This is a genomic window from Nocardioides sp. NPDC006273, assembly GCF_040613495.1.
Lineage (GTDB): Bacteria > Actinomycetota > Actinomycetes > Propionibacteriales > Nocardioidaceae > Nocardioides.
Genome location: NZ_JBEXSD010000031.1, coordinates 13,840 through 30,406 on the forward strand (window position 1 = coordinate 13,840; position 16,567 = coordinate 30,406).

Below are 16,567 nucleotides of genomic sequence, written 5' to 3' on the forward strand. Positions count from 1 at the left end.
GAACCGTTTCGCTCGCCGTGGCACCTGCGAGCTCCGGCCCGCCACCTGACGGTGGCGGGCCGGAGCCGAGATGATTCTCAGCGCTTGGGGGCCTTGCCGAGGTCGAGGAAGAGCGTCTCCCCGGTGGCATCGTCGAGGCCGTCGTTGTCGGTGACCGCGTAGGCGTGACCGTCCGCGCCGATCGTGAAGCCCTCGAGCTTCTCCTGGGTCCATCCGTTGGTGCGCTGCAGGGCAGGCAGCAGGTCGTACGCCAGGCGCTTGCGCAGCGGGGTCACGGGGCTGAGTCCGGTGGTGCCTCGGCGGGGCAGCTCGACTGTGTAGACCTGCTTGATCGCGGCGGTGGTTCCGTTCTGCTTGTCGCGCTCGACCACGGCGAGGGTGTCGTCGTCGACGGCCGTGATCTCGGAGAGCCCGAGCCAGTCGCCTGCCACCGAGGTCGACTCCAGGCGGTAGCCGAACCACTCCCACTCGCCCGTGGCGGGGGTGTAGCGACCGATCCGGGCTGTGCTCGCGCCGTCCACGCCGGGCTTCTTCGCGGTCGAGTCGGCCCACAGCGGGCGTTGGAGCGCGACGTACACCTTCTCCGAGCGACGCTTTCCGGTCACCGTGACACCTTCGAGGCCCCACTTGCCCACCTTCGCCGCGATCTCCGTAGGTAGCGGCACCGTCTCGGCGATGCGGCCGTCGCGGTCGAGACGGAGCAGGGCGTTCCCGGTGCCGCTCTCGCCCTCGTCGGCGACCCAGAAGCCACCGCCGCGACGGGCGGCCAGCCCCTCGATGTCGAGCCCCTCGGCCACCTTGCCCGAGGCGTCGGTGACGTCGAGAACGTCTGCGATCACGGCGGGGGAGCGGCGTACGTTCAGGGTGTAGATCCTGCCCGTCGCATAGGCGGAGTCGCTGGCGGCGTAGAGCTTGCCGGGCTCGCCGGGCACCTTCGAGAGCGCGCTGAGCGCGCCCCAGCCGATCGGCTTGCCGTTCGGGGAGGCCGACTCGACGCTCGGGAAGGACGATGACCTCCGACCGAACCCGTAGAGCGAGACCGAAGCCCGCACCAGGTCCTTGGCAGAGTCCTTCTCCGAGGAGATCGCGAGCAGGTTCCGCGACGGGATCGGCAGCAGCCCCTCGGGCCCGTTGGTCGCCGGCAGCACCTGCTTCAGCCTCGGCGAAGAGGGCGTACGCATGTCATAGACGGCCACGAAGTTGCTGCGCTCGGAGCCGACGAAGGCGTACGGCACTCCACCGAAGGTCTCGAACGCCAGCCCCTCGGGCTCGGCCCCCTTCTTGGCGGCGCGGTCGTTGTTGTGCAACCCGTGCTTCGTGGCGATGTCCTCGAAGGTGGATCCGGCGTCCCAGACCACCTCTCCGGTCGCGGCGCGGAAGACGGTCCAGCCGCGGGTGCCGCCCTTCCAGTCGCCCTCGTTGGCGGTGGCGACCAAGCCCTTGCCGACCCACTGGATCGAGTCGGGCTCGCGTGGCGCGTCGATGGTGTCGACCGGGTCGAACCGCCCGTTCTTGGTCGTGTCCACACCCTTCACGACCGCGTTCCCGGCGCTCCAGACGGTCTCGACGGTCGCGGACGGGAGGTCGATGATCACGACGCCGTTGTTCTCCTGCAGCGTCAGCGCGAGCTGGTTGTCGGCGTTGATGTCGACGTACTCCGGCTCGGCATCCTCCGGCGCCTCCAGCCCGTCGAGCAGCGAGGCGGGCAGCGCCACGTCGGTGATCCGCCACTCGGCCGGCCCGCCGTCGAGACCCACGATCTTGACCGATCCGGCCGGCGCCTGGGGCGGGTCGCCCTCCTCGCCACCGGCCGGGGTGACAGCCTCGTTGCGCTGGTTCTCCATCGCGATCGCGGCGTACGTCCCGTCCGGGCTGACCGCGATCGAGTCGGGTTGACCACCCAGGTCGTAGGAGGCCACCTCCTCGTGCGGGGCGGCCAGCGAGATCACGTCGATCCGTCCGGCGCGGGTGCCGATCGCAGGCTCCTCGTCCTGCCACTCGGTGTCCTCGAGCCCGGGGTAGGTCGACTCGTCGACGACGACGAGCGCGTGGTCGCCCACGATCGAGACCGACGTGGGCGAACCGCCCTTGCCGCCGGAGACGTCGTGGCTGCCGATCCCCTCCGGTGAGGAGGGGTCGGTGATGTCCAGGAAGCCGATCCGGCCGCCGGCCGCATCGGTGTAGGCCAGCGTCATCCCGTCCTCGGAGACCGCCGAGATCTCGGCGACGGTCGCGTCGGCCGGGTCGACCCCGGCGGGCACGTTCTGGAAGACGGGGTAGGTCGCGAGCCGGCTGAACTCGCGGTGCCTGCCCGGATCGGCGGTGGCGGTGCCACCGAGCACGGTCATCAGCGAGACGCCCAGGCCCCCGATGGCCAGGACGCCGACCCCGGCGAGTGCGAGGCGGTTCTTGTGGAGAAGCATCTGAGGTTTTCCTCTCGGGGGATTGTTGCCGGAGGAACGATCCGGGCACCGCCGCACCTGTTGGCATCGACGTGATGACGAGGTGCCGACCTCGGCGTGAACACCAGGTGGGCGCTGGCAGGAGAGGTCCTACCGACCGGTTAACGTTCCAATCGCCAGGCCCATCCGGCCGGGTAATAGGCTGACGGACGACACCCCGTCCCTGACCCCAGGAGTAGTTCAGTGGCATCGATCGAAGCCGTAGGCGCCCGCGAGATCCTCGATTCACGAGGCAACCCGACCGTTGAAGTCGAGGTCGTCCTCGACGACGGCACCTTCGCCCGCGCCCAGGTTCCCAGCGGCGCCTCCACGGGCGCCTTCGAGGCCGTCGAGCTGCGCGACGGCGGCGAGCGCTACGGCGGCAAGGGTGTGCAGAACGCCGTCACTGCCGTCGTGGAGACGCTCGCGCCCGCGATCGAGGGCTTCGACGCCGACGACCAGCGCGCCATCGACCAGGCGATGATCGAGGCCGACGCGACTCCCAACAAGGCGACGGCGGGCGCCAACGCCATCCTCGGGGTCTCGCTCGCCGTGGCGAAGGCCGCCGCCGACTCGGCGGGCCTCTCCCTGTTCCGCTACGTCGGTGGCCCCAACGCCCACGTGCTCCCGGTCCCGATGCTCAACATCCTCAACGGTGGCTCCCACGCGGACTCCAACGTGGACATCCAGGAGTTCATGATCGCGCCGATCGGCGCACCGACCTTCGCCGAGGCGCTGCGTGTCGGTGCCGAGGTCTACCACGCGCTCAAGTCCGTGCTGAAGGAGAAGGGCCTGGCCACCGGCCTCGGTGACGAGGGTGGCTTCGCGCCCAACCTGGACTCCAACCGCGCCGCCCTCGACCTGATCGCCGAGGCGGTCGGCAAGGCCGGCTACGAGCTCGGCAAGGACGTCGTCCTCGCGCTCGACGTGGCCGCCTCCGAGTTCTACCAGGACGGGGCGTACCTCTTCGAGGGCGCCAAGAAGACCGCCGAGGAGATGACCTCCTACTACGAGGAGCTCGTCGCTGCCTACCCGATTGTCTCCATCGAGGACCCCCTCGACGAGGAGGACTGGGACGGCTGGAAGGCGATCACCGACGCCATCGGCTCCAAGACCCAGCTCGTCGGCGACGACCTGTTCGTCACCAACGTCGAGCGCCTCGCCCGCGGCATCGCGGGTGGCCAGGGCAACGCCCTGCTGGTCAAGGTCAACCAGATCGGCACGCTCACCGAGACCCTCGACGCGGTCGACATGGCCCACCGCGCCGGCTTCAAGACGATGATGTCCCACCGCTCCGGCGAGACCGAGGACACCACCATCGCCGACCTCGCTGTCGCCGTCGGCTCCGGCCAGATCAAGACCGGTGCCCCGGCCCGCTCGGAGCGCGTCGCGAAGTACAACCAGCTCCTCCGCATCGAGGACGAGCTCGGCGAGGCCGCCCGCTACGCCGGCGCCTCGGCGTTCCCGCGCTACCAGGCCTGATCCAGCGCCGAGTCGGCGCATCCTGACAAGATTCCTGCCGAGTCGGCGCGTCATGACGAGCCGACTCGGCGAGGTTTGCGGTCAGGATGCGCCGACTCGCTGGTCTCAGATGGGAGGATGAGCGACGTGGCAATGCAGGGACCGGGACAGAGCAAGCGCGTACGCGGTCCTCGGGCCCCGCAGGGCCCGGGGCGGCGGCCGCGCGCCCCGATCGCGGCCCGGCCGGCATCGATCGGCGGCCTCGAGACGCTGCGCAAGCGGCTGCGCCGGCCCAGGCTCACCGGCCGGGCGATGATGATCATCCTGGTCGTCGCGGTGCTGGTGATCTCCTACGCCTCGTCGCTGCGTGCCTACATCCAGCAGCGCAACGACATCAACGCCCTCCAGACCGAGATCGCCGAGCGCAAGGAGCACATCAAGCGGCTCGAGGAGCAGACCCGGCGCTGGGAGGACCCGGCCTACGTCCAGCAGCAGGCTCGGGAGCGGTTCGGGTATGTGATGCCCGGCGAGACGGCGTACGTCGCCCTCGACGAGAACGGCGAGCGGATCCAGACCGAGCCGGAGCTCACCGACCCCGACTCGGTGGGCAGTGCGGAGCAGCCGAAGGCGTGGTGGGACGATGCGTGGGGTTCCGTGCTGCTGGCCGGTGACCCGCCGGAGCAGACAGGAGACGGGCCGGAGTCGAAGATCGACCCGCCCAAGCAGAAGAAGGACTGAAGACATGGCCATCGATCCCAAGGACGTGTCCGCGATCGCGGCACAGCTGGGACGCGAGCCACGGGGGATCCACGAGGTCGGGCACCGCTGCCCGTGCTCGTTGCCCGACGTGGTGACCACCGAGCCACGGCTGCCCAACGGCACGCCGTTCCCCACGACCTTCTATCTCACCTGCCCGCGTGCGGCCTCGAAGATCGGCACCCTCGAGGGCACCCATGTGATGAAGGACATGGAGGCGCGGCTGGCCACGGACGAGGAGCTCGCTGCCGCCTACGCCAAGGCCCACGAGGCCTATCTCGAGGCTCGCTACGAGCTCGGAGACCCGCCCGAGATCCACGGCATCTCCGCAGGTGGGATGCCGAATCGGGTCAAGTGCCTGCATGTCCTCGCGGGCCAGTCGCTCGCCCAGGGCCCGGGCGTCAACCCCCTCGGCGACGAGGTGCTCGAGCGGCTCGGTGAGTGGTGGAAGCCCGGCCCGTGCGTCGACCTGGAGCTCGAGGACGAGGAGCAGTGACCCGGCGGGTCGACCCTGTCGAGACCAAGGTCGCCGCCATCGACTGCGGCACCAACACGATCAAGCTCCTGATCGCCACGGTCACGCCCGACGGCCTGACCGAGGACGTGCGCGAGGCCCGCATGGTCCGCCTCGGCCAAGGTGTCGACCGCACCGGTGTGCTCGCGGACGAAGCTCTGGAGCGTGCCTTCGGAGCCATCGACGAGTACGCCGCGCTGATCCGCGAGCACGACGTCCAGAGAGTGCGCTTCGTCGCCACCTCGGCAACCCGGGACGCCGCCAACGCGGCGGTCTTCACCGACGGCGTACGCGCTCGCCTGGGAGTCACGCCCGAGGTCGTCACCGGGGCGGAGGAGGCGGCGCTCTCCTTCGGCGGCGCCGTCCGCAACCTGCGTGGCACCCCGCCGCCACCGCTGCTGGTGATCGACATCGGTGGCGGCTCGACCGAGCTGATCCTCGGCGAGGGTCCCACCCCGACCAGCAGCGACTCGATGGACATCGGCTCCGTTCGGCTCCACGAGCGCCATCTGCGCTCCGACCCGCCCACGCGGGCGGAGATCGAGGCCTGCGTACGCGACATCGATGACCACCTCGATGGCTGCCCCGTCGACCCGGCGGCCGCCGGTTCCGTGGTCGTGGTCGGCGGCACCGCCGTCCAGCTGACCATGGGGCTGCTCGAGCTGGCTGTCTACGACCGCACCGTCACCGACCACGCGGCGTTCACTCCCGACGAGGTCTACGGGCTCGTCCAGCGGCTGCTCACGATGACCGTCGAGGAGAGGCTCGCGCTGCCCTGGATGCACCCGGGGCGAGCCGACGTGATCGCGGCCGGCGGGCTGATCCTCGACCGGATCCTGAGGCGCTCACGTGCCGGCTCTCTGCTGGTCTCCGAGTCCGACATCCTCGACGGAATAGCCTGGTCCGTTAGAGACTAGGCATGTCGGGGGACTTGATCTTGTGTATGGCGCCTAGGTTTGGGTTCACCGACCACCCATCAAACAGAACCAAACCGTCTCTCGGAAGGTCAAGAAGTGAAGAAGCTCATCCTGTTTGCCATCGCTGCCGCTGGTGTCGGCGTGTTGGTCAAGAACAAGTCTGAGCAGCTGAAGGCCGGCGCGAACAAGGTCAGCCATGACCCGCGCGTCCAGTCGGCCCTCGCGACCGCCTCGGAGAAGGCGGCGCCCCTCAAGGAGAAGGCTGCTCCCTATGCCGAGGCCGCCATGGCCAAGGCGAGTCCCTATGCCGCCACGGTGAAGGAGAAGGCCGGTCCGTACGCGGAGCAGGCCCGGGAGAAGGTCGCGGCCGCGGCTGACGTCGCCTCCGAGAAGCTGCACCACACCGAGTCGGCCTCCGAGTCCACCGCTACGCCTGCCGCAGGCGCCTCTGTCGCGGAGGCTCCGCCCGCGCCCGAGTCGGCCACGGACTCCTCCTCGACCAGCGAGTACGGCGGCTACCCGCCGGCTCCGCCGGCGCCGTCCGCCCCGCAGGCTGGGGTCACCGGTGACCCGCTCACCGACCCGATCGCGCCCGCCGACCCCTACGCCACCGAGGTGCCGCCCCCGCCGGCCGGCTCCGACTCCGACTCGGACAAGACCTCCTACGACGACCTGGGCGGCGGCGACACCGCCGTCAAGCCCACCTCGGAGACCGCACCCGAGTTCGCTCCCGAGCCTGTCGAGCCCTCCGAGGAGGAGAAGGACAAGTGGTTCCGCGGCTGATCCAGCCGTCGAAGTCCATCTGAGTCACCCGCGTTCCGCCATCGGCGGGCCGCGGGTGACAATGGTTTGGTGACCATCCACGCCATCACCGTCCTGGGACACGACCGCCCGGGGATCATCGCCGACGCCACCGCCCGCCTGGCCGGACTCGGGCTGAACCTCGAGGACTCGACGATGACCCGGCTGCGAGGTCACTTCGCGATGACGCTGCTCTGCGCGGGAGAGGCGACCACGGAGGCCATCAGGGCCGACCTCGAGCCGATCGCGTCCGACGGCACCCTGACGGTCACGGTCTACGAGCTCCCCGAGGAGCAGGCTGCGGCCGGAGCAGGCCGGCTCTTCGTACTCTCCGTGCACGGTGGTGACCGCCCCGGCATCGTCTCCACGGTGACCGCCGAGATCGCCGCCGCCGGCGGCAACATCACCGATCTCACCACCCGTCTCTCCGGCGACCTCTACGTCGTCGTCGCCGAGCTCGAGCTGCCGGCCGACGCCGACGTCGCAGTGCTGGAGTCCGCGATCGAGCGGGTCACCCAGGAGCTCGGCGTCGACGCCAGCCTGCGACCGATCGAGGCCGACGACCTGTGAGCGAGATCAATGAACGGGTCGTCGCCTGGACGGAGGCCGAGCTGGAGGTCGAGGGCAAGGTCCTCGACGTCGTACGCGCCCCCGCGCAGGTCCTGTCCGTGCCCGGGGAGGACGTCGACCCGACCGCTCCCGAGACCGTCCAGCTCGCCGCCGATCTGATCGCCACCATGCGCGTCTCGCCCGGGTGCGTGGGCCTGGCCGCCGACCAGGTCGGGGTCTCGGCCCGGATCTTCTGCGTCGACGTCTCCACCCACGTCAAGACCAAGACCCACCACGGGACGTACGTCCTGTGCAACGCCGAGGTCGTCGAGGCCAGCCGCAACGAGAAGGCGCGCGAGGGCTGCATGTCCGTCCCCGACCTGACCGGTGACGTGAAGCGGGCCTCCCGCCTGAAGGTACGCGGCCAGCTCCCGGTCACCGGCGAGATCGTCGAGATCGTCACCGACGCCTTCGAGGCCCGCTGCCTGCAGCACGAGATCGACCACACCGACGGTCTGCTCTTCATCGACCGGGTTGCCGGGGCGCACGCGCTTCATCAGCGCCAGACATACTTATGACGCTAGGGTTTGCGCGAGCCCCGGTGTCCCAACTGGCAGAGGATGACGACTTAAACTCGTCCAGATGTGGGTTCGAGTCCCACCCGGGGCACTCTTTGTGTTCCTGGAACATCGGGGTTGTCCCGGACGTTGAGTGAGACACAGGGCCGGTACGCTGGCCGCAGGCGCCGCCACCGTGGCGGGGCCTTTCCAGTCGCTTTCGAGGAGTGACCACCAGATGCAGAGCAACAACCCGGTGTTCCGTCGGTCGGAGGGCTTCGGGCAGCCGTCGCACAACGCCTACGGCAACGCGACCTACGGCGGCAACGGAGCTCCGTACGCCGGCTATGGGCAGGACCCGAGCCAGTGGTCGACAGGCGGCCCCCAGGCCCCCACCACGAGCGCCCCCATGACGATCGACTCGGTGGTGCAGAAGGGTGCGATCACGCTCGGCGTCGTCGTCCTCACCGCCATCGCGACCTGGGTGATGACTCCCGACGTCACCTCCGGTGCCAACCTCGCGCCGCTCTACATGGCCGCGACCCTCGGTGCCGGTGCCGCTTTCATCCTGTCCCTGGTCAACTCGTTCAAGCGGGTGATCAGCCCGGCTCTGGTGTTGGCGTTCGCGGTTGCTGAGGGTGTTGCCCTCGGCGGGCTGAGCAAGGTCTTCGACGTCATGTTCGGCGGCGGCATCGTCGTCCAGGCCGTGATCGGCACCTTCGCCGCCTTCGCGGGCACCCTGGCCGCCTACAAGTTCTTCAACATCAAGGTCGGCGCGAAGTTCCGCACGTTCGTGATCGCTGCGATGTTCGGCATGGTGGGGCTGAGCCTGATGGAGCTCGTGCTCGGCATGTTCGGCTCCAGCTTCGGTCTTTTCGGCTTCGGCACCCTCGGCATGATCACCGCCATCGCCGGCCTCGCGCTCGGTGTGTTCATGCTGATCCTCGACTTCGACATGATCGAGCAGGGCATCGCCGCCCAGCTTCCTGAGCGTGAGTCGTGGCGCGCCGTCTTCGGCCTGACCGTCAGCCTCGTCTGGATCTACACCAACCTGCTCCGCCTCCTGGCGATCTTCCAACAGGACTGACCAACACATCGACGAACCGCCCGCTCCGGCAAGGAGCGGGCGGTTCGTTCGTACGTGACGGTGTTGGTCTCGGCTCGACCAGCGGGTGCTAGCGAGCGGGCTGCCGCACGGCGGGCGGGGGAGTCTCGGAGGGACGCTCGCCCCGGTGGGGCGGGCGCTGCTCGTTCTCGAAGGAGCGGGCCCGGGCCCAGTTGCGACCGACGCGGCCACGGGGGCGCGGCGCCGGGTCGATCTCGGTCCCTGGTCGGATGACGGCGCGGAGCGAGGCGGCCGCGAGCGGCATCACCTGCTTGCCGTTGTAGGTCTCCAGGATCGCGTTCTCGTCGCCCACGAGGCCGAGCACCGAGAGCGTCGGCGGGACCAGCACCTCGCCGAGGGCGTGGTAGCCGGCGGCGGAGGGGTGGAACAGGTCGGCGCCGAACCAGAACGCCGGGGTGGCCTTGAAGGCCGGCCCGAGGACATCACCCAGCGACACGGTGTGCCCACCGGCGCGGACGACGTGAAACATCTGGCCGGCGGCGATGCGGATCGACCAGGCTCGCATGATCGAGCGCAGCGGAGGCAGGATCGGGGTGGCCGTGCTGAGGTCGGGGACGGTGCCGACGAGCACCCTCACGCCGGCCTCCTGGAGCCGGATGACGGCCTGGGCGAGGTGGCTCACCGCGACCCGTGGGCGCACCCGGCGGATCACGTCGTTGGAGCCGACCAGGATGACCGCGATGTCGGCGTCGGCGGCGATCGCCTTCTCCACCTGCGGGTGCAGGTCGGAGGACTTGGCGCCGATCTCGGAGAGGTCGTGCAGCCGCACCGGTCGGTGTGCCTTCTCGGACACCCCGGAGGCGAGCACGGCACCGGGCGTGTCCTCGACCTCGGTCATCCCGTAGCCGGCGGCGCTCGAGTCACCGAGCAGAGCGATGTTGATCGGGCGGCCCGCCTGACGCGCTCCGTACCACCCTGTCGGGGAGGGAGCCACCGGCATCTTGACCTGGTGCGTCGCCCGGACGGCAAGCGCCGCTTCCGCGACGAGGATCCCGGCGAACGCAGCCGTCGCGGCCAGGACACCACCGCCGGCGTACGCGGTCTTGCGAGCCAGACTCTTCTTCGCCACGTGGACCACTCTAAAGTCTTCGACCCACTACCGGGCACTCAGTATCGGGATATAGGGGATCTCACCTAGTGGACATACGCTGGGGCCATGGAGTACGTCGACTCGCTACTGGACCTCATTGGCAACACTCCGCTCGTGCGGCTGGAGCGTGCATTGGACGGTGCCGGGGCCGCGGCCCCCGGTGAGGGCCCCCTGGTTCTGGCCAAGGTGGAATACCTCAACCCGGGTGGCTCGGTGAAGGACCGCATCGCTGTCCGGATGATCGATGCGGCCGAGGCTTCCGGTGAGCTCGAGCCCGGTGGGACGATCGTCGAGCCCACCTCCGGCAACACCGGCGTCGGCCTGGCGATGGTCGCCCAGCAGCGCGGCTACAAGTGCGTCTTCGTCTGCCCCGACAAGGTCAGCGAGGACAAGCGCAACGTGCTGAGGGCCTACGGTGCCGAGGTCGTCGTCGCGCCCACGGCCGTGCCGCCCGAGCACCCGGACTCCTACTACAACGTCAGCGACCGGCTCGCCTCGCAGCCGGGAGCCTGGAAGCCGAACCAGTACGCCAACTCCAACAACCCGCGCTCCCACTACGAGGAGACCGGCCCCGAGATCTGGCGCCAGACCGAAGGCAGGATCACCCACTTCGTGGCCGGCGTCGGCACCGGCGGCACGATCTCCGGGATCGGCCGCTACCTCAAGGAGCAGAACCCTGACGTCCAGGTGATCGGCGCCGACCCCGCCGGGAGCGTCTACTCCGGCGGCACCGGCCGGCCCTATCTGGTCGAGGGCGTCGGCGAGGACTTCTGGCCGGAGACCTACGACCGCGGCATCGCCGACCGGATCATCGAGGTCTCCGACGCCGACTCCTTCGCCTACACCCGCCGGCTCGCGCGCGAGGAGCAGTTGCTCGTCGGCGGCAGCGCCGGCATGGCTGCGTACGCCGCCAAGCAGCTGGCCACCGAGCTGGCCGGCACGCCGGAGGGGGAGAACGCCGTGATCGTCGTGCTGCTGCCCGACTCCGGCCGTGGCTACCTGACCAAGGTGTTCAACGACGAGTGGCTGGCGCAGTACGGCTTCGCGACCGGCGAGGCGGCCAAGCAGACCGTCGGCGATGTGCTGCGCGGCAAGTCCGGCCGGCTTCCCGACCTGGTCCACACCCACCCCGGCGAGACGATCGCCGAGGCGGTGCACATCCTGCAGGAGTACGGCGTCTCGCAGATGCCCGTGGTGCGCGCCGAGCCGCCGATCGTGGCTGCGGAGGTCGCCGGATCGGTCTCGGAGCGGACCCTGCTGGACGCGCTGTTCACCGGCAAGGCCAAGCTCACCGACCCGGTCGAGGAGCACATGTCCCCGCCGCTGCCCACGATCGGCTCCGGCGCCGGCGCCCAGGAGGCGGCCCACACGCTGGGCTCCTCCGACGCGCTGCTGGTGCACGAGGACGGCAAGCCCGTCGGTGTCCTCACCCGGCAGGACCTGCTCTTCTTCCTGACCACCTCCTGAGTCGAGTAGCGGTGGGGGAGCGCGTACGTCATGATTCGTCGTCATGATGGCGAACCCCCACCGCCGAGGCGGAGCTCACCGCCTGGTCGCGGTTGCAGCGGTGTCCGTGCTGGCTCTGTTCTCGTCGACCGCGTGCGGCGGTGACGAGGGCGGCAGCGGCGGTGACCGGCCGAGCGTCGAGGACATCGAGGCCCAGATCGCCAAGAGCAGCGGTGACCAGGTGACCGAGGACCAGTCCGCGTGCCTGGCGAAGACCTACTACGAGTCGGACCTCTCCGACGAGGCGGTGCGTCTCCTGGTCGAGGCCGAGGATGTCGCCAAGATCAGCCCGGAGGATCTGTCCGAGGCTGACCAGAAGGCCAGCAAGGAGCTCTACGACCCGCTGGTGAAGTGCCTGACGCCTGCGGAGTAGTCACCGTTCGGGATGGGCCGCAGCCAGGTGCTCGCCACCCGGGTGAGGTCCTCGCGGCCGGAGACCCCGGTCTTGCGGCTGATGTTGTGCAGGTGGGTCTCGACGGTGCGGGTGCTCATCTCCAGGTCGGCGGCCAGCGAGGCGGTCGTCGGACCGTCCGGCAGCAACCGCAGCACCTCGCTCTCTCGGGCGGAGAGCCCGATGTGGGTCACCGCACGGCCGAACATGCCGGCTCGGCTCCCGGAGATCTCCGAGCGCTCCCACGCCATGTCGAGGGTCTCCACCGCCGCGGCGAGGTCGCCGGCCTCGCGCTGGAGGATGGCCAGGGAGATGGCGGCTCTGGTCACGAAGACGAGGGCGCCGGCGTCGGCGAGGGTCACGATCGCCTCGCGGAGGCCGTCGACGTCCCCGGAGGCGGTGGTCGCTGCGTACGCTCCCATGCCCTGCAGCAGCGGGCTCTCGGTCTCGGCGGCGAGGGCCGCCGCACGGGCGATGTGCTTGTTCTCGTTGGCGCCGCGCTCGACCGCCTCGACGGCGAGGAAGATCCCGCCGGTGATGTAGCCGGCGTCGAGCCGCTGGCCGACGAGCTCGCACAGCTCCTTGAGGCTCGGCATCCGGCCGCTGGAGGGTGCCATGATGCCGGCCACCATGCCGGGCCACGGACCGAGCGGGACCTTCGCGCCGCCTATCTGAGAGGCGAGGCTGCGCGCATACTCCGGCCGGCCCTGTGCCATGGCGATCTCGGCGCCCAGGGTCAGGATGCCGGTGTGGGCGAGGTCGCGGTGGGCGGCGACGCTGGATGAGGAGAGGGTGCGGAACGCGACCTGGCTCGCCTCGGTCAGCCGCCCGGCGATGCTGAGGCCGAGCACGCTGAGGTAAGAATGGATCAGGATCAGCTCGGCGCTCTCGCCCTGGTTGGCCGCCTCGAGGTGGTCGCGGGCGGAGTCGATGCCGCGTTCCACGTCACCGCCGAGCACGTCGGCCAGGCCGGTGAGGAAGGCGTGCAGGCCGGCCGGGTAGGGCTTCTGGGGGCGCTGGCCCTCCAGCAGGTTGCGGGCCTGTTCGACAGCGCCGGCGGCGAGGAGGCGCTCGGCAGCGAAGACGCCGAGCACCTCGGCGCCGACCTCGTCTCGTGGGCCGGGCTCGACGGTCGGCAGCTCGGGGACGTACTCGGTCTGGAACTGAAGGTGTGCCCGCGCGCCCTCCAAGGTCGCCGCGAAACCGGGCAGCTGTTCGAGGCCCCGGTCGAGCACCTCGTTGGCCGCGTCCAGGTCACCGAGCTCGATCGCCTTCCAGCTGGCGAACCAGGCCAGCAACCAGGCCGACTCCTGCCGGTCGGCCAACGGTGTACGCCGCTCGAGCTCCTCGATCTGGTCGCGCGGCGCGGCCGTGTTGCGGAGCGCCATGAGCAGCGGCAGCGCCGTCTCGGCCGAGGGCATCTCGGTCCAGCGGCTGCGTGCGCGGGCGACGGTGTCGGCCATCTGGCGCAGTGAGCGCTGGTGGAGCAAAGCCGCGTCGGCGCCGCGCGGCCGGTGGGTCGCGTAGTCGAGGAGCCGCTGCTCGGTGGCGAGATGATTGCGCGCGACCACCAGCCCGAACGCAGAACCCTCGGCGATCAGATAGTCGCCGATGATCGGCGGATAGAGGCCGACGACCCCGCTTCCGGGGCCGTCCTCGCTGTGCCTGGCGAGTCCGTGGGCGAAGAGTGCGTCCAGCACACGGCGCTCGATGATCTTCTCGGCCTCGTCCAGGGGCACCGGCCCGGTCACCGCGAGTGCGGTCGCGGCATCCCAGGCCTCCTGGTCGAGCCCGGCGACGAGAGGCTCGACGGCCGAGGCCAGCTCAGGCGCCCACCCCGTACGCCGCGGTAGCCGCCACAGCCCGTCGAGCTGCTCCAGCACTCCTGCCCGGGGGCCGATGGTGGCGATCGCCCTGACCAGGCCGAGCAGGCCGCCGGTCACCATCGCGATGCGTGCCAGGGACCCGGCCTCGACCGGCCCGCCGAGGATCGACCGGCACTCCTCGTGCACCTCGTCGACCTCGAGCGTCGGGGTGCGGACCTGGACCGAGGGTGCGATCCCGAGCATCAAGGTGTTCTCGGCGACGGGGTGCTGGTGACGGCTGCTGGTCACGGCCAGGAGCCGACGCCGGCGGTGGACGTTTCGCAGCGCGCCGACCGAGTAGGTGTCGAGCGCATCGGCGTCGTCGATGACCAGAACGGTGCCGTTCTCGACCTGCTTGTTCAATGCCGTGGTCATCTCGCCGATGGTGCGACGAGGGCCGGCGGGGGTCGCGCCACCGATGCCGGCGGCGGTCAGCGCTGCGAACGGCTCGTTCTGCCACGCGCGATGGCCGCCGACATGGAGCACTGGCAGGCCGTCGTCCTCGAGCCGGTCTGCGACCAGTGCGCAGAGCTCGCTGCGCCCGGAGCCCCGGGGGCCGACCAGATGGACGCTCAGGCCCGCGCCGACGTAGTCCGTGACCTCGTGGACCGCCCGCGCGAGGACGCCCTCTTGATCCGACATGGCCACCCCCCCCGTCCTCAAGGTACATCCAAATGCATACCGGATTTTCTGTGGGGACGCTGTATCGCCCGCGTATTAGGGCCACTGGTACGCAGGTCAACTGTTTACAGTACGTAAACAGTCCGTCCGAGACCGCAACGTATGGCCGCAAATGATGAGATAGTGATCTCACGGGCTGAGGTACGCCTCAGCCAGTGACACTGAGTGACACCTGTCGCCGCAACAGTTCCCCCATCTGATTGCGGTCCTGGTGACACGAAGACCTGAGAGCCCGGCCGTCCCGGACTCGAGGTCGCGATCATCCCCCCGCGGTCGTGACCTCGAGCCCAGGGCGGCCGGGTTTCGGGTTTTGGGTCCGGTTTTCTGGATCCGGGTGGGGTGGCTCACAAGACGCGTACCCCCAACAGAGGGGGTGCTGAGGCGCGTCGAGGGGCGGTGTCATAGTCACTGGCGTGGACAGCGTCCTGGAGTTAGCCAGGTGGCAGTTCGGCATCGTGACCGTCTACCACTTTCTGTTCGTCCCACTCACGGTGGGACTCACCATGCTCGTCGCCGTACTGGAGACGATCTGGCTGCGTACGAAGAATCCTGAGTGGCTTCGGCTGACGAAGTTCTTCGCGAAGCTCTTCCTGATCAACTTCGCGCTCGGTGTGGTCACCGGGATCGTGCAGGAGTTCCAGTTCGGGATGACCTGGTCGGACTACTCCCGCTTCGTGGGGGACGTCTTCGGGGCGCCGCTGGCGATCGAGGCGCTGCTGGCCTTCTTCCTGGAGTCGACCTTCCTCGGGCTGTGGATCTTCGGCTGGGACAAGCTGCCGAGGGCGCTGCACAACGCGTGCATGTGGATCGTCCATCTCGGCACGCTGGCGTCGTCGTGGTTCATCCTCGCGGCCAACTCCTGGATGCAGCACCCGGTCGGCTACCGGTTCAACGAGATCACCGGCCGCGCCGAGCTCACCGACTTCTGGGCGGTGATGGTCAACAAGGTGCAGCTGGGCACGTTCCCGCACGTCATCCTCGCGGCGTACCTGACCTCGGCGGCCTTCATGATCGGCATCCTCGGCTGGCTCTACATGAGGCGCCCCGGGAAGAACGACGCCGACCGCCCGATGTATCGGCGCGGGATGGTGCTGGCGGCCTGGGTCATGGTCTTCTCCGGCGCCGGTGTGGCGGTCTCGGGCGACATCCAGGGCAAGATCATGACCGAGGTGCAGCCCATGAAGATGGCGGCCGCGGAGGCGCTGTGGGAGACCTCCGACTCGTGCGCGCCGTTCTCGATCCTGACCATCGGCACCCGCGACGGGAAGCACGAGAAGTGGGCCCTCGAGGTGCCTTGCGTGCTCTCCTTCCTCGGCACCGGCACCTTCGACGGCAAGGTCGAGGGCATCTACGACCTGCAGGAGAAGTATCGGGAGACCTACGGGTCGACGCCGGGGGAGACCTACTACTCGCCCGGTGACTACACCCCGAACATCCCGGTCACCTACTGGACCTTCCGCTGGATGATGGGCCTCGGTGTGGCCGGCAGCCTCGTCGGGCTGGCGGTCCTGTGGCTGACCCGCCGGGGACGTACGCCGACAGGGCTCGTGGGGCGCTTCCTACCTGCGCTGGCGATCTCAGCGCCGGTGATGGTGCTGCTGGGCAACTCGATGGGCTGGATCTTCACCGAGATGGGTCGCCAGCCATGGGTGGTCTTCGGTGTCCTGACCACCGCTCAGGGCGTCTCGCCAGGGGTCGAACCCTGGGAGGTGTGGATGTCGCTGATCGGCTTCACGCTCCTCTACGCCGTGTTGGCGGTGATCGAGGTCGGTCTGCTCATGAAGTACGTGAAGAAGGGGCCGGACCCGTTCGAAGAGCCGCCGTCCCCGACTCTGCGCGGCTCCGACTCGGATGCCGACGAGCCGATGAACTTCGCGTACTGAATCTCGACAAGCTCGATCACCGGAGTAAT

14 protein-coding genes and 1 tRNA gene are annotated in these 16,567 nt (G+C 69.4%); 12 read left to right on the forward strand and 3 right to left on the reverse strand.

The genetic code is table 11. The features are described from left to right. Nucleotides 1–77: 77 nt before the first annotated feature. The gene (locus ABZZ22_RS14870; RefSeq protein ID WP_354932594.1) at nucleotides 78–2,423 is read right to left on the reverse strand and encodes an esterase-like activity of phytase family protein; all 2,346 of its coding nucleotides are present in this window, start codon (nucleotides 2,421–2,423) and stop codon (nucleotides 78–80) included. A 222-nt stretch (nucleotides 2,424–2,645) separates the two neighbouring features. Here ABZZ22_RS14870 and eno point away from each other — a divergent pair, with 222 nt between their 5' ends. From eno to ABZZ22_RS14915, 9 genes are all read left to right on the forward strand, one after another. Next, nucleotides 2,646–3,923, forward strand: a complete 1,278-nt coding sequence (gene eno, locus ABZZ22_RS14875; RefSeq protein ID WP_354932595.1) for a phosphopyruvate hydratase — start codon at nucleotides 2,646–2,648, stop codon at nucleotides 3,921–3,923. 132 nt (nucleotides 3,924–4,055) lie between these two features. Further along, nucleotides 4,056–4,640 carry a septum formation initiator family protein gene (locus ABZZ22_RS14880; RefSeq protein ID WP_354932672.1) on the forward strand — a complete coding sequence of 195 codons (585 nt, stop codon included), beginning with the start codon at nucleotides 4,056–4,058 and terminating at the stop codon, nucleotides 4,638–4,640. A 4-nt stretch (nucleotides 4,641–4,644) separates the two neighbouring features. After that, nucleotides 4,645–5,154, forward strand: coding sequence for a DUF501 domain-containing protein (locus ABZZ22_RS14885; protein WP_354932596.1), 510 nt, complete (start codon nucleotides 4,645–4,647; stop codon nucleotides 5,152–5,154). After that, nucleotides 5,151–6,089: a Ppx/GppA phosphatase family protein gene (locus tag ABZZ22_RS14890; protein ID WP_354932597.1), complete on the forward strand. Its 939-nt coding sequence runs from the start codon at nucleotides 5,151–5,153 to the stop codon at nucleotides 6,087–6,089. The genes ABZZ22_RS14885 and ABZZ22_RS14890 overlap by 4 nt, the downstream gene beginning before the upstream one ends. A gap of 96 nt (nucleotides 6,090–6,185) precedes the next feature. Then, nucleotides 6,186–6,872 carry a hypothetical protein gene (locus tag ABZZ22_RS14895; RefSeq protein WP_354932598.1) on the forward strand — a complete coding sequence of 229 codons (687 nt, stop codon included), beginning with the start codon at nucleotides 6,186–6,188 and terminating at the stop codon, nucleotides 6,870–6,872. Nucleotides 6,873–6,941: 69 nt separating this feature from the next. Then, nucleotides 6,942–7,460, forward strand: coding sequence for an ACT domain-containing protein (locus ABZZ22_RS14900; RefSeq protein WP_354932599.1), 519 nt, complete (start codon nucleotides 6,942–6,944; stop codon nucleotides 7,458–7,460). Further along, nucleotides 7,457–8,017, forward strand: coding sequence for a peptide deformylase (def, locus tag ABZZ22_RS14905; protein WP_354932601.1), 561 nt, complete (start codon nucleotides 7,457–7,459; stop codon nucleotides 8,015–8,017). The genes ABZZ22_RS14900 and def overlap by 4 nt, the downstream gene beginning before the upstream one ends. A 17-nt stretch (nucleotides 8,018–8,034) precedes the next feature. After that, nucleotides 8,035–8,108, forward strand: a tRNA-Leu gene (locus ABZZ22_RS14910). A gap of 126 nt (nucleotides 8,109–8,234) precedes the next feature. After that, on the forward strand, nucleotides 8,235–9,083 hold the full coding sequence (locus ABZZ22_RS14915) for a Bax inhibitor-1/YccA family protein (RefSeq protein ID WP_354932603.1): 849 nt from the start codon (nucleotides 8,235–8,237) through the stop codon (nucleotides 9,081–9,083). Between the two features lie 88 nt (nucleotides 9,084–9,171). Here the strand turns inward: ABZZ22_RS14915 and ABZZ22_RS14920 are convergent, their stop codons facing one another. Beyond that, the gene (locus tag ABZZ22_RS14920; protein ID WP_343051411.1) at nucleotides 9,172–10,191 is read right to left on the reverse strand and encodes an SGNH/GDSL hydrolase family protein; all 1,020 of its coding nucleotides are present in this window, start codon (nucleotides 10,189–10,191) and stop codon (nucleotides 9,172–9,174) included. 87 nt (nucleotides 10,192–10,278) lie between these two features. Here ABZZ22_RS14920 and ABZZ22_RS14925 point away from each other — a divergent pair, with 87 nt between their 5' ends. Together ABZZ22_RS14925 and ABZZ22_RS14930 are read left to right on the forward strand one after the other, a co-directional pair. Continuing rightward, on the forward strand, nucleotides 10,279–11,679 hold the full coding sequence (locus ABZZ22_RS14925) for a cystathionine beta-synthase (protein WP_354932605.1): 1,401 nt from the start codon (nucleotides 10,279–10,281) through the stop codon (nucleotides 11,677–11,679). Nucleotides 11,680–11,779: 100 nt separating this feature from the next. Continuing rightward, nucleotides 11,780–12,091, forward strand: a complete 312-nt coding sequence (locus tag ABZZ22_RS14930; RefSeq protein WP_354932607.1) for a hypothetical protein — start codon at nucleotides 11,780–11,782, stop codon at nucleotides 12,089–12,091. On the opposite strand, the gene ABZZ22_RS14935 is transcribed toward ABZZ22_RS14930, so the two are convergent. Further along, nucleotides 12,052–14,616 (reverse strand): LuxR C-terminal-related transcriptional regulator, encoded by a 2,565-nt coding sequence (locus ABZZ22_RS14935; RefSeq protein ID WP_354932609.1) that lies wholly within the window; start codon nucleotides 14,614–14,616, stop codon nucleotides 12,052–12,054. The genes ABZZ22_RS14930 and ABZZ22_RS14935 overlap by 40 nt on opposite strands. A 452-nt stretch (nucleotides 14,617–15,068) precedes the next feature. Here ABZZ22_RS14935 and ABZZ22_RS14940 point away from each other — a divergent pair, with 452 nt between their 5' ends. Continuing rightward, nucleotides 15,069–16,538 (forward strand): cytochrome ubiquinol oxidase subunit I, encoded by a 1,470-nt coding sequence (locus tag ABZZ22_RS14940; protein ID WP_354932611.1) that lies wholly within the window; start codon nucleotides 15,069–15,071, stop codon nucleotides 16,536–16,538. Nucleotides 16,539–16,567: the final 29 nt, after the last annotated feature.